The organism is Vagococcus sp. WN89Y, from assembly GCF_052220145.1.
Classification (GTDB): Bacteria; Pseudomonadota; Gammaproteobacteria; order Enterobacterales; family Enterobacteriaceae; genus Kosakonia.
Genome location: NZ_JBQPOM010000069.1, coordinates 99,342 through 112,702, shown reverse-complemented (window position 1 = coordinate 112,702; position 13,361 = coordinate 99,342). Strand labels below are relative to the sequence as shown.

12 protein-coding genes are annotated in these 13,361 nt (G+C 56.3%); 11 read left to right on the top strand and 1 reads right to left on the bottom strand.

Annotation, left to right across the window (positions count from 1 at the left end):
* Positions 1 to 148 precede the first annotated feature (148 nt).
* The 4 genes from leuS to nadD are packed head-to-tail and all read left to right on the top strand — an operon-like array spanning position 149 to position 4,989.
* Positions 149 to 2,731, top strand: a complete 2,583-nt coding sequence (gene leuS / locus ACTU3N_RS20610; RefSeq protein ID WP_443088001.1) for a leucine--tRNA ligase — start codon at positions 149 to 151, stop codon at positions 2,729 to 2,731.
* Positions 2,732 to 2,745: 14 nt separating this feature from the next.
* The gene (gene lptE / locus ACTU3N_RS20605; protein WP_443088000.1) at positions 2,746 to 3,318 is read left to right on the top strand and encodes an LPS assembly lipoprotein LptE; all 573 of its coding nucleotides are present in this window, start codon (positions 2,746 to 2,748) and stop codon (positions 3,316 to 3,318) included.
* Positions 3,318 to 4,346 carry a DNA polymerase III subunit delta gene (gene holA / locus ACTU3N_RS20600; RefSeq protein ID WP_443087999.1) on the top strand — a complete coding sequence of 343 codons (1,029 nt, stop codon included), beginning with the start codon at positions 3,318 to 3,320 and terminating at the stop codon, positions 4,344 to 4,346. Before lptE ends, holA begins: the two co-directional genes overlap by 1 nt.
* Positions 4,339 to 4,989, top strand: coding sequence for a nicotinate-nucleotide adenylyltransferase (gene nadD, locus ACTU3N_RS20595; protein ID WP_443087998.1), 651 nt, complete (start codon positions 4,339 to 4,341; stop codon positions 4,987 to 4,989). Before holA ends, nadD begins: the two co-directional genes overlap by 8 nt.
* Here the strand turns inward: nadD and cobD are convergent.
* Positions 4,964 to 6,058: a threonine-phosphate decarboxylase CobD gene (cobD, locus tag ACTU3N_RS20590; RefSeq protein ID WP_443087997.1), complete on the bottom strand. Its 1,095-nt coding sequence runs from the start codon at positions 6,056 to 6,058 to the stop codon at positions 4,964 to 4,966. The two genes, nadD and cobD, sit on opposite strands and share 26 nt — an antisense overlap.
* A gap of 98 nt (positions 6,059 to 6,156) precedes the next feature.
* Here cobD and ACTU3N_RS20585 point away from each other — a divergent pair, with 98 nt between their 5' ends.
* The 7 genes from ACTU3N_RS20585 (at position 6,157) to dacA (ending at position 13,328) form a co-directional block, all read left to right on the top strand.
* Positions 6,157 to 6,771: an adenosylcobalamin/alpha-ribazole phosphatase gene (locus tag ACTU3N_RS20585; RefSeq protein WP_443087996.1), complete on the top strand. Its 615-nt coding sequence runs from the start codon at positions 6,157 to 6,159 to the stop codon at positions 6,769 to 6,771.
* A 204-nt stretch (positions 6,772 to 6,975) separates the two neighbouring features.
* Positions 6,976 to 7,293, top strand: a complete 318-nt coding sequence (rsfS, locus tag ACTU3N_RS20580) for a ribosome silencing factor (RefSeq protein ID WP_443087995.1) — start codon at positions 6,976 to 6,978, stop codon at positions 7,291 to 7,293.
* A gap of 3 nt (positions 7,294 to 7,296) precedes the next feature.
* Complete coding sequence (gene rlmH / locus ACTU3N_RS20575; protein WP_443087994.1) at positions 7,297 to 7,764, top strand: 23S rRNA (pseudouridine(1915)-N(3))-methyltransferase RlmH; 468 nt, start codon at positions 7,297 to 7,299, stop codon at positions 7,762 to 7,764.
* A gap of 30 nt (positions 7,765 to 7,794) precedes the next feature.
* Positions 7,795 to 9,696, top strand: coding sequence for a peptidoglycan DD-transpeptidase MrdA (gene mrdA / locus ACTU3N_RS20570; RefSeq protein WP_443087993.1), 1,902 nt, complete (start codon positions 7,795 to 7,797; stop codon positions 9,694 to 9,696).
* A 1-nt stretch (position 9,697) separates the two neighbouring features.
* Positions 9,698 to 10,810: a peptidoglycan glycosyltransferase MrdB gene (gene mrdB, locus ACTU3N_RS20565; protein WP_443087992.1), complete on the top strand. Its 1,113-nt coding sequence runs from the start codon at positions 9,698 to 9,700 to the stop codon at positions 10,808 to 10,810.
* Positions 10,811 to 10,821: 11 nt separating this feature from the next.
* Entirely contained in the window at positions 10,822 to 11,979 is a 1,158-nt protein-coding gene (gene rlpA / locus ACTU3N_RS20560; protein ID WP_443087991.1) for an endolytic peptidoglycan transglycosylase RlpA, read from the top strand.
* Positions 11,980 to 12,116: 137 nt separating this feature from the next.
* A complete protein-coding gene (gene dacA, locus ACTU3N_RS20555) occupies positions 12,117 to 13,328 on the top strand; it encodes a D-alanyl-D-alanine carboxypeptidase DacA (protein ID WP_443087990.1) in 1,212 nt (403 codons plus the stop codon).
* Positions 13,329 to 13,361 lie beyond the last annotated feature (33 nt).

Genomic DNA, 13,361 nt, shown 5'->3' with positions numbered 1-13,361 from the left:
AGTTACCGGCAAGACGCTGCGCCTGTTTCATTTACCGCTCACACAAAGGCTGTTTTGAGGCGGGCGTTTGGGCTATGCTATGCCATCTGAAAAACCCCCGTAACAGGCTACATTTGTAGCTGTAGCATAAACAGGACTACTGGCTGCCATGCAAGAGCAATACCGCCCGGAAGAGATAGAATCCAAAGTACAGCGCCACTGGGAAGAGAAGCGCACATTCGAAGTCACCGAAGACGAGAGCAAAGAGAAATACTATTGCTTGTCGATGCTCCCCTATCCTTCTGGCCGACTACACATGGGCCACGTCCGCAACTACACCATTGGCGATGTCATTGCCCGCTATCAGCGTATGCTCGGTAAAAACGTGCTGCAACCGATTGGCTGGGATGCATTTGGTCTGCCGGCAGAAGGGGCCGCGGTAAAAAACAACACCGCACCTGCGCCGTGGACGTATGACAACATCGCCTATATGAAAAACCAGCTCAAGATGCTGGGCTTCGGCTACGACTGGAGCCGCGAGCTGGCGACCTGCACGCCGGAATATTACCGCTGGGAGCAGAAGTTCTTTACCGAACTTTATAAAAAAGGGCTGGTTTATAAAAAAACCTCTGCGGTGAACTGGTGCCCGAACGATCAGACCGTGCTGGCGAACGAGCAGGTTATTGACGGCTGCTGCTGGCGCTGCGACACCAAAGTCGAGCGCAAAGAGATCCCGCAGTGGTTTATCAAAATCACCGCCTATGCGGATGAACTGCTTAACGATCTGGATAAGCTCGATCACTGGCCGGATACGGTTAAAACCATGCAGCGCAACTGGATTGGCCGTTCTGAAGGGGTAGAGATAACCTTTGATGTTCAGGGCAGCGATCAGAAGCTGACCGTTTATACCACCCGTCCTGACACCTTTATGGGCGCCACTTATCTTGCGGTTGCGGCGGGACATCCGCTGGCGCAGATGGCGGCAGCCAACAAACCTGAACTGGCGGATTTCATCGCGGAATGCCGTAACACCAAAGTGGCCGAAGCCGATATGGCGACGATGGAGAAAAAAGGCGTCGACACGGGCCTGAAAGCTATCCATCCGCTGACCGGAGAAGCTATCCCGGTGTGGGCGGCAAACTTTGTGCTGATGGAGTACGGCACCGGCGCGGTGATGGCGGTTCCGGGGCACGATCAGCGCGACTACGAGTTCGCCAGCAAATACCAGCTGAATATCAAACCGGTTATTCTTAACGCAGACGGCAGCGAGCCGGATCTTTCTGCCCAGGCGATGACCGAAAAAGGCGTCCTGTTTAATTCTGGCGAGTTCGACGGCCTTGATTTTACCGCCGCGTTTAACGCTATTGCCGACAAACTGGCGGAAAAAGGCGTAGGCGAGCGTAAAGTGAACTTCCGCCTGCGCGACTGGGGCGTCTCCCGTCAGCGTTACTGGGGCGCACCGATCCCGATGGTGACGCTGGAAGACGGCACCGTCATCCCGACGCCTGAAGATCAGCTGCCGGTGATTCTGCCGGAAGATGTGGTGATGGATGGCATCACCAGCCCTATCAAAGCCGATCCTGAGTGGGCAAAAACCACCGTTAACGGCCAGCCTGCGCTGCGTGAAACCGACACCTTCGACACCTTTATGGAGTCCTCCTGGTATTACGCGCGCTACACCTGCCCGCAGTATAGTGAAGGCATGCTGGATTCCAAAGCGGCCAACTACTGGCTGCCGGTGGATATCTATATTGGCGGTATTGAACACGCCATTATGCACCTGCTCTATTTCCGCTTCTTCCATAAACTGATGCGCGACGCGGGCATGGTGAACTCCGACGAGCCAGCGAAGCAGTTGCTGTGTCAGGGCATGGTACTGGCCGATGCGTTCTACTATGTGGGTGAAAACGGCGAGCGCAACTGGGTCTCTCCGGTAGATGCCATTGTTGAGCGTGATGAAAAAGGCCGTATCGTGAAAGCGAAAGACGCGGCGGGCCATGAGCTGGTCTACACCGGCATGAGCAAAATGTCCAAGTCGAAAAATAACGGTATCGACCCGCAGGAGATGGTCGAGCGTTACGGCGCGGACACCGTGCGTCTGTTTATGATGTTTGCGTCCCCGGCGGATATGACGCTTGAGTGGCAGGAGTCCGGCGTGGAAGGCGCGAACCGCTTCCTCAAACGCGTCTGGAAACTGGTTTACGAACATACCGCGCAAGGCCCGGTTGCCGCGCTGAACGTCGGTGCGCTCAACGAAGATCAGCAGGCGCTGCGCCGCGATGTGCATAAAACCATCGCGAAAGTGTCTGATGACATTGGCCGCCGCCAGACCTTCAACACCGCCATTGCCGCCATTATGGAGCTGATGAATAAACTGGCGAAAGCGCCGCAGGCGGACGAGCAGGATCGGGCGCTGATGCAGGAAGCCCTGATGGCCGTGGTACGTATGCTTAACCCGTTCACCCCGCACCTGAGCTTTACGCTGTGGCGGGAGCTGGGCGGCGAAGGAGATATCGACCTCGCGCCGTGGCCGGTGGCGGATGAGCAGGCGATGGTTGAGAACACCACGCTTGTCGTCGTGCAGGTTAACGGCAAAGTGCGCGGTAAAATCACTGTTCCGGTTGATGCAACCGAAGAACAGGTGCGCGAACGCGCGGGCCAGGAACACCTGGTAGCAAAATATCTTGAAGGCGTTACCGTGCGTAAAGTGATTTACGTACCGGGTAAACTGCTCAATCTGGTCGTTGGCTAAGCGCGGGAGGAAGCGTGCGATATCTGGCAACATTGCTGTTATCACTGGCGGTACTGGTTACCGCCGGGTGTGGCTGGCATCTGCGTAATACCACGCAGGTACCGGACAATATGAAAACCATGATCTTCGACTCCGGGGATCCGAATGGTCCGTTAAGCCGTGCAATCCGCAACCAGCTGCGTCTTAACGGCGTCACATTGCTGGATAAGAGCACGCTGCGTAAGGATGTGCCTTCGCTGCGTCTGGGCAGGGTTTCCTTCGTGAGCGATACGGCGTCCATCTTCCAGGATGGCCGCACGGCGGAGTATCAAATGATACTGACGGTTAACGCCAGCGTACTGATCCCGGGGCATGATATCTACCCTATCAGCACCAAGGTTTACCGTTCGTTCTTTGATAACCCGCAAACGGCGCTGGCGAAAGACGCCGAGCAGGAGATGATCATTCAGGAGATGTACGAAAGAGCGGCCGATCAGCTGATCCGCAAACTGCCAAGTGTGCAGGCTGCGGAAAACAGTAAAACCGCCGCGCCGGACGTCATCGCTGATACTAACGACAGTTCCCTTTCCAGCCTGCCGGGTAAATAATGCTCAGGTTGTATCCGGAACAACTCCGCGCGCAGCTTAATGAAGAGCTGCGCGCGGCCTATTTGTTGCTTGGCAACGATCCGTTGCTGTTGCAGGAAAGTCAGGACGCCGTGCGCCAGGCCGCCGCAGCGCAGGATTTCCTTGAACACCACACCTTCACCCTTGATGCCAGCACTGACTGGGACGCGATATTTTCCGTCTGCCAGGCGCTCAGCCTGTTTGCCAGTCGTCAGACGCTGCTGTTACAGCTTCCGGAAAACGGCCCCAACGCCGCCATGAATGAACAGCTGGCAAAGCTCGTTACGCTGCTGCATGAGGACATTATCCTTATTGTGCGCGGTAATAAGCTGACCAAAGCGCAGGAAAACGCGGCCTGGTTGACCCGGCTAAGCAGCGCCGTGCAGGTCAGTTGCCAGACGCCGGAGCAGGCAAACCTGCCGCGCTGGGTGGCGGCGCGCGCTAAACAGCTAAAACTGGAACTGGATGAGGCGGCCAACCAGCTGCTGTGCTATTGCTATGAAGGCAATCTGCTGGCGCTGGCCCAGGCGCTGGAGCGGCTGGCATTACTGTGGCCGGATGGCAAACTGACCCTGCCCCGCGTAGAGCAGGCGGTGAACGATGCCGCGCATTTTACACCGTTCCATTGGGTGGACGCGCTGCTGGCAGGGAAAAGCAAACGCGCCCTGCATATATTAAGCCAGCTACGGCTGGAAGCCTGTGAGCCGGTGATCCTGCTGCGTACCGTGCAGCGTGAACTGCTGTTGCTGGTAACGCTTAAGCGCCAGTCAGCGCATACGCCGCTGCGCGCGCTGTTTGATAAACACCGTGTATGGCAAAATCGCCGCGCGGCCACCACCGAGGCGCTTAATCGCCTGAGCCACGATCAGCTACGCCAGGCGGTGCATTTGCTGAGCCGTATAGAGCGGGTGGTTAAACAGGATTATGGTCAGTCGGTGTGGGCCGAGCTTGAAGGGCTTTCTCTGCTACTCTGTCATAAGGCATTAGCAGACGTATTTATTGATGGTTGATATGACTCAGTTACAGGCACTGTTTGGCGGTACGTTCGATCCTGTCCATTACGGGCATCTCAAACCGGTAGAAGCGCTGGCCAACCTGATTGGCCTGTCGCGGGTGATCATCATGCCTAACAATGTGCCGCCGCATCGCCCGCAGCCGGAAGCCAACAGCCAGCAGCGCAAAGAGATGGTCGAACTGGCCATTGCCGACAAACCGCTGTTCACCCTTGATGAGCGCGAACTTCACCGGGATACACCCTCTTACACCGCGCAGACGCTCAAAGAATGGCGCGAAGAACAAGGCCCGCAGCTCCCGCTGGCGTTTATTATCGGCCAGGACTCCCTGCTCACCTTCCCTACGTGGCATCACTACGAAACCATTCTCGACAACTGCCACCTGATTGTTTGCCGCCGCCCTGGTTACCCGCTCGCCATGGAGCAGGCTGCCCATCAGCAGTGGCTCGACGCGCACCTTACCGACAGCGTCGAAGCCCTGCATACCCTGCCCGGCGGGAAAATTTACCTCGCAGAAACCCCGTGGTTCAACATCTCCGCCACGCTTATCCGCGAGCGCCTTGAGCGCGGAGAAAACTGCGACGACCTGCTGCCCCGCGCCGTGCTGGAGTATATCAACGCCCGCGGCTTATATCGTTAAGCACCTTGCCCAGCGCGGCAATCAGCCTTTCGTTTTCGATCCGGTTGCGCACGGCAACACGATAATAGCGCTCATCCAGCCCCGGATAATTTGCACAGCTACGGATCAAAATATGCTGTTGCAGTAGCGCCCGCTGGAGTTCTACGCCCGGCGCATCGCAGCGGAAAAAGAGATAATTCGCCCGTCCTTCCCACACGGTTAACCCCGGCACCGCTTGCAGCGCCGCAAGCAGCCAGGGGCGCTCCTGCGCTAGCCAGTGCAAACTGGCCTGCTGATAATCGCGGTCCTGTAAAATGATTTCACCCGCCAGCGCAGCAAAAGCGTTAATTGACCACGGCATTTGCCTGCGGCGCATCCGCGCCACATTTTCCTCATCGCTACTGAGCAAGTAGCCAAGCCGCAGGCCAGGGATGGCGTAAAATTTGGTCAGCGAACGCAGCACCCACAGATGCGGATTGCCCGCAAGCGTTGGGATCATTCCCGCCTGGTCAGTAATAAAATCCATAAAGGCTTCATCCACCACAAGCGTAATGCCCAGCGCCTGACAACGCCGGGAAATCGCCTCAAGCAGCGCTTCGTCAGGCAACAGGCCGGTAGGATTATTCGGCGTGCACAGAAACAGGCAATCCAGATCCGCTGTCAGCGCATCAAGCAGGGCATCGGTAAGCGCCCAGCCATCTTCCTCGCGCAAACGGAACTCAACAATATCGCTTCCGACAAGCGCTAACGCCCGGCGATACTCGGCAAAACCTGGCGTAATCAGCAGGGTTTTACGCGGGGCAAGCGCAGCAACGAGCGCGAAAATCGCTTCGGTTTCACCGTTTCCGGCAAGCAGCCAGGAAGAAGGCACCTGATGATGTTGCGCCAGCGCTTGATACAGGCTGGCATACTCCACATCGGGATAACGCTCGGCAAGCTGCCAGCTATTTTGCAATGCGTGTCTAAGTGTAGCGGGCATACCGGCCGGATTGATGTTGGCACTAAAATCGAGCAGATTTTCCGGCGCGATACCGAGAACCCCGGCGGCTTCACGCGTGTTGCCGCCATGTGCGCTGTGTAACAGTGTCATCTTTTGCTCCGCGCAAAAACGGTTATCTTAAACGAAAAAAACGCGTAAACCCGGCGGCGATGATAAACTTTGCGCAGAAAGCAACACAGGAGACACTGATGCGACTTTGGTTGATACGCCACGGGCAAACCCAGGCGAACGTCGACGGGCTTTACAGCGGCCACTCCCCCACGCCCCTGACGGCAAAGGGCATCGCCCAGGCGCAGACCCTGCGCGATTTGTTACAAAACGTCCCCTTTGATTATGTGCTGTGCAGCGAACTTGAGCGCGCGCAGCAAACCGCTGACTATGTGCTGCAAGGGCGCACGCTTGAAAAGCACACCTCCCCATTGCTCAACGAGATGTTTTTTGGCGACTGGGAAATGCGCCACCATCGCGACCTGACGCGCGAAGACCCGGAAAGCTACGCCGCCTGGTGCACCGACTGGCAAACCGCCGTGCCGACCAATGGCGAAGGTTTTCCGGCTTTTTCCGCCCGAGTGGAGCAAGTTATTGACCAGCTTGCCGATATAAGAGATTACAAGCATGTGTTGCTGGTCAGCCATCAGGGCGTGCTCAGTATGTTGATAGCCCGTTTGCTCAACATGTCTGCTGCATCATTGTGGCATTTTCGCGTGGATCAGGGCTGCTGGAGCGCGCTGGATATTGAGGATGGTTTTGCCGCACTGCGCGTGTTAAACAGCCGCGCGATATGGCACGCTGACGAAGGATAATATTTCCGGGCGATTCGGTGATTGACACCCCCTCACAGACTGCTATCCTCCGCGCGCAGAAATTGTTTTACAAAATTGGCAATGCAAACGTGCGGCCGTGATGGGATGATAGCCCACTTTCTGCAGGAAGCACTTGTATCCCGGCAACCATACTGTCCGGGACGTTCGTTAACACGCTACTTTTCACTCTCTCAGGGGGAACACTTGCAGGGTAAAACTCTCCAGGATTTTGTAATCGACAAAATTGATGACCTGAAAGGTCAGGATATCGTCGCCATCGACGTTCAGGGTAAATCCAGTATCACTGACTGTATGATTATCTGTACCGGCACGTCCAACCGCCATGTGATGTCCATCGCGGACCACGTGGTTCAGGAATCCCGCGCCGCAGGCATGATGCCGTTAGGCGTGGAAGGCGAAAACGCCGCCGACTGGATCGTTGTTGATTTGGGCGATGTGATGGTCCACGTGATGCAGGAAGAGAGCCGTCGTCTGTACGAACTGGAAAAGCTCTGGAGTTAATGCGTGAAGCTGCAACTGGTCGCCGTGGGCACAAAAATGCCGGACTGGGTACAGACAGGTTTTAGTGAGTATCTGCGCCGCTTCCCGAAAGATATGCCGTTTGAACTGGTAGAGATCCCTGCGGGAAAGCGCGGCAAAAACGCGGATATTAAACGTATTCTCGACAAAGAGGGTGAACTGATGCTGGCCGCGGCTGGCAAAAACCGTATCGTCACCCTTGATATCCCTGGCAAGCCCTGGGATACGCCGCAACTGGCAAGTGAACTGGAACGCTGGAAGCAGGACGGGCGCGATGTCAGCCTGCTTATCGGCGGCCCGGAAGGGTTATCCCCCGCCTGTAAAGCGGCAGCTGAGCAAAGTTGGTCACTCTCTGCGCTAACGCTTCCTCACCCGCTGGTGCGCGTGCTGGTTGCCGAAAGTTTGTATCGCGCGTGGAGCATTACGACGAACCATCCTTATCATCGTGAATAATAACAGAGTCCTGGGTAGATTAAGCAGCGGATGAAATTACAGAATTCTTTTCGCGACTATACGGCTGAGTCCGCGCTGTTTGTGCGCCGGGCGCTGGTCGCTTTTACGGTGATTTTGCTGCTGACCGGTGTGCTTGTCGCTAACCTTTATAATCTGCAAATCAATCGCTACGCGGACTATCAGACCCGCTCCAACCAGAACCGTATCAAGCTGGTGCCGATTCCGCCAAGCCGGGGCATTATCTACGATCGTAACGGCACGCCGCTGGCGCTCAACCGCACCATTTATCAGGTTGAGATGATGCCGGAGAAGGTCGATAACGTGCAGCAGACGCTGGACGCGCTGCGCGATGTGGTCGACCTGAGTGACGACGATATTGCTAACTTTAAAAAAGAGCGCTCGCGCTCGCACCGCTTCACCTCTATTCCGGTGAAAACGAACCTCACCGAAGTGCAGGTCGCGCGTTTTGCCGTCAATCAGTACCGCTTTCCCGGCGTGGAAGTGAAAGGCTATAAACGCCGCTTCTATCCTTATGGCTCGGCATTGACCCACGTTATTGGTTATGTTTCTAAAATTAACGACAAAGATGTCGAGCGGCTGGATAAAGAGGACAAACTCGCCAACTACGCCGCCACGCATGATATCGGCAAGCTCGGCATCGAGCGCTATTACGAAGATGTGCTGCACGGCCAGACCGGCTACGAAGAGGTGGAAGTCAACAACCGTGGCCGCGTCATTCGTCAGTTAAAAGAGCAACCGCCGCAGGCAGGGCATGATATCTATCTGACGCTGGATCTGAAATTGCAGCAGTATATTGAAACACTGCTGACCGGCAGCCGCGCGGCGGTCGTGGTCACCGATCCGCGCACCGGCGGTATTCTCGCGCTGGTTTCTACGCCGAGCTACGATCCGAATCTGTTTGTGGACGGTATTTCCAGCAAAGATTATTCCGCGCTGCTTAACGACCCGAATACGCCGCTGATTAACCGCGCCACGCAGGGTGTTTACCCGCCCGCCTCTACCGTGAAACCTTATGTCGCGGTTTCTGCCCTGAGCGCCGGGGTGATCACGCGCAATACCAGCCTGTTCGATCCCGGCTGGTGGCAGCTCCCCGGCTCTGAAAAACGTTATCGCGACTGGAAAAAATGGGGCCACGGCCACCTGAATGTGACCAAATCGCTGGAGGAGTCTGCGGACACCTTCTTCTACCAGGTCGCCTATGACATGGGAATCGACCGGCTTTCCGCATGGATGAGCAAATTTGGCTACGGCCAGTACACCGGTATTGATCTGTCGGAAGAGCGCTCCGGTAATATGCCGACCCGCGAATGGAAGCTCAAACGCTTTAAGAAACCCTGGTATCAGGGCGACACCATCCCGGTGGGCATCGGTCAGGGTTACTGGACGGCAACGCCGCTGCAAATGAACAAAGCGATGATGATCCTGATTAACGATGGCGTCGTCAAAGTGCCGCATTTGTTGATGAGTACCGCTGAGAATGGCAAGCAAGTCCCGTGGAAACAGCCCACGCAGCCGCCGGTTGGCGACATCCATTCCGGTTACTGGGAAATTGCCAAAGACGGTATGTACGGCGTGGCGAACCGCGCCAACGGTACCGGCCACAAATACTTCGCCAGTGCACCGTATAAAGTCGCCGCGAAGTCCGGTACCGCCCAGGTCTTTGGTCTGAAGGCGAACGAAACCTATAACGCGCACCGTATTGCTGAGCGCCTGCGCGACCATAAATTGATGACCGCATTCGCGCCGTATGACAATCCACAGGTTGCTGTTGCGATAATTTTAGAAAACGGCGGCGCCGGTCCGGCCGTCGGGACCATTATGCGTCAGATCCTTGACCACATTATGCTGGGCGACAACAACACCGAGCTACCGGCGGAAAACCCGGCAACGGCTGCGGCGGAGGACCACTAATATGACGGATAATCCGAATAAAAAATCGTTCTGGGACAAACTCCATATCGACCCAACCCTGATGCTGATAATCCTCGCGCTGCTGGTTTACAGCGCGCTGGTTATCTGGAGCGCCAGCGGCCAGGACATCGGTATGACCGAGCGTAAAATCGGCCAGATAACCATGGGGCTGATTGTGATGGTGGTGCTGGCCCAGGTGCCGCCGCGCATCTATGAAGGCTGGGCGCCCTATCTCTATATCTTTTGCGTGATTTTGCTGATTGCCGTGGATGCGTTTGGCGCCATCTCGAAGGGTGCTCAGCGCTGGCTTGACCTTGGCGTGGTGCGTTTTCAGCCCTCGGAAATTGCGAAAATTGCCGTGCCGCTCATGGTGGCCCGCTTTATTAACCGTGATGTTTGCCCGCCGTCGCTGAAAAATACCGCCATTGCGCTGGTGCTGATTTTTGTCCCTACGCTGCTGGTCGCCGCGCAGCCCGATCTCGGCACCTCCATTCTGGTCGCGCTTTCCGGGCTATTTGTGCTGTTTCTTTCCGGCCTGAGCTGGCGTCTGATTGGCATCGCGGCGCTGTTATTGGCGGCGTTCATTCCTATTCTGTGGTTTTTCCTGATGCATGATTATCAGCGCCAGCGCGTGATGATGCTTCTGGATCCGGAAACCGATCCGCTGGGCGCGGGCTATCATATTATCCAGTCGAAAATTGCTATCGGCTCCGGCGGCCTGAGCGGAAAAGGCTGGCTGCACGGTACGCAGTCGCAGCTGGAGTTTCTGCCCGAGCGCCATACGGACTTTATCTTTGCCGTACTGGCAGAGGAGCTGGGGCTGGTGGGAATTCTGATTTTGCTGGCGCTGTATGTGCTGCTGATCATGCGTGGATTGTGGATAGCCGCCCACGCGCAGACCACGTTTGGCCGGGTCATGGCCGGTGGTTTGATGTTGATTTTATTCGTTTATGTGTTCGTAAATATTGGTATGGTAAGTGGTATCCTGCCGGTGGTGGGCGTACCGTTGCCGCTGGTCAGTTACGGGGGCTCTGCCCTGATTGTTCTGATGGCCGGGTTTGGTATCGTGATGTCGATCCATACTCACAGGAAAATGTTGTCAAAAAGCGTATAAAGAGGTGCGCAATGCAAATGCGTTGGCTTGGGATCTGCATAGCGGCAGGGTTACTGGCGGCCTGCACAAACGAGGGTGGGCAGCAGCAAACAACCGTTGCGCCGCAACCGGCGGTCTGTAACGGTCCGGTCGTTGAAATCAGTGGAGCGGAGCCGCGTTTTGAGCAGCCCGTTGCCACGGCCAATCAGGATTATCAGCGCGATGGCAAAAGCTACAAAATTGTGCAGGACCCTTCGCGCTTTAGCCAGGCGGGTCTTGCGGCAATTTATGACGCCGAACCGGGCAGCAACCTGACCGCCTCTGGCGAAGCGTTCGATCCTATGCAGCTTAGCGCTGCGCATCCAACGCTGCCCATTCCGAGCTACGCGCGCATCACCAACCTGGCGAATGGCCGCATGATTGTCGTGCGCATTAACGATCGCGGCCCCTACGGTAACGACCGCGTTATCTCCCTTTCACGCGCCGCCGCCGATCGCCTGAACACGTCGAATAACACCAAAGTGCGCATCGATCCGATTATCGTTGCGCAGGATGGTTCGCTCTCCGGCCCCGGTATGGCCTGCACCACCGTCGCACAGCAAACCTACGTGCTGCCAGCTCGCCCGGATTTGAGCGGCGGGATGGGCAGCGTATCGTCGGCCCCTGCGCCTGTTCAGCCGCAGGGAGCCATTCAGCCTATCAGTAATGGTACGCTGAAAAGCGACGATACCTCCGGCGCGCCGGTCAGCGCTGGTGGCTTCCTCGGTGCGCAGACACCGCTTGCCACCGGCGTGCTGGAGAGCAGCGAAACGCCAGCACAGCCAGCGCCAGCCGCGGCTCCGGCAGCAACGCCCGCCGCGCAGAACGCAGCGCCAGCAACCTACGCATCGCCGGTTACCGCGCCGGGTTCTACGCAGGGCAGCGGTTCACCGGCACCTGCCAGCAACGCACCGGCCGCCGCCAGCGGCAGCTATATGGTGCAGGTTGGCGCGGTAAGCGATCAGACGCGCGCGCAGCAATACCAGCAGCGCCTTGCGCAGCAGTTTTCCGTACCGGGGCGAGTGACGCAAAACGGTGCGGTCTGGCGCGTTCAGTTAGGGCCATTCAGTAACAAAGCTGAGGCCAGCGCGTTGCAGCAGCGTTTACAAAATGAGGCGCAGCTGCAATCGTTTATCACTCACGCGCAGTAATCGGGTAAGGTGTCTGGCTTTGTCAATTTATGTCAGTATGATTCACAAAGTCATGCGGAAAGTCAGATGCCTGCTGATATAGCTTTTGCTATAGTTAAGCACTTTTTTAACTCCATCACGGATGTCGTTGTTCGACCATGAAGACCACTTTCTCCGCTCGTTTTGTGCAGCGCCTTGCGCTCACCACGGCGCTGACTGCAGCCTCGCTTAGCGCTGCTCACGCCGATGACCTGAACATTAAAACCATGATCCCAGGCGTTCCGCAGATCGATGCGGAGTCGTATATCCTGATTGATTACAACTCCGGTAAAGTGCTGGCGGAACAAAATGCCGACGCACGTCGCGATCCGGCAAGCCTGACCAAGATGATGACCAGCTACGTTATCGGCCAGGCAATGAAAGCAGGCAAATTCAAAGACAGCGATCTGGTCACCATCGGTACTGACGCCTGGGCAACCGGTAACCCGGTGTTCCGTGGCTCGTCGCTGATGTTCCTCAAGCCAGGTATGCAGGTGCCGGTTTCGCAACTGGTTCGCGGTATCAACCTCCAGTCCGGTAACGACGCCTGTGTAGCGATGGCCGATTATGTCGCCGGTAGCCAGGACTCGTTTGTTGGCCTGATGAACAGCTACGTTAACGCGCTCGGCCTGAAGAATACGCATTTTCAGACCGTGCATGGTCTTGATGCTGACGGTCAGTACAGCTCCGCGCGGGATATGGCGCTGATTGGCCAGGCGCTGATCCGCGACGTGCCGAACGAATACGCTATCTATAAAGAAAAAGAGTTCACCTTTAACGGTATCCGCCAGACCAACCGTAACGGCCTGCTGTGGGACAACAGCCTGAATGTGGACGGTATCAAAACCGGCCATACAGACAAAGCCGGTTACAACCTGGTGGCGTCGGCAACCGAAGGTCAGATGCGCCTTATCTCTGCGGTGATGGGCGGTCGCACCTTTAAAGGCCGTGAGGCCGAAAGCAAAAAATTACTGACCTGGGGCTTTCGTTTCTTCGAAACCGTTAGTCCGCTGAAAGCAGGTAAAGAGTTTGCCTCTGAACCGGCATGGTTCGGCGACAGCGATCGCGCATCGCTTGGCGTGGATAAAGACGTCTACCTGACCATTCCTCGCGGTCGCATGAAAGATCTGAAAGCCAGCTACGTGCTGAATACCAGCGAACTGCATGCGCCGCTGCAAAAAAATCAGGTGGTGGGCACCATCAACTTCCAGCTGGACGGCAAAACGATTGAACAGCGCCCGCTGGTGGTATTAGAAGAAATTCAGGAAGGTAATTTCTTCGGCAAAATCATTGATTACATTAAATTGATGTTCCATCACTGGTTTGGCTAATAATTGAACACTTGAAAGTGTGATTTCTGCCCC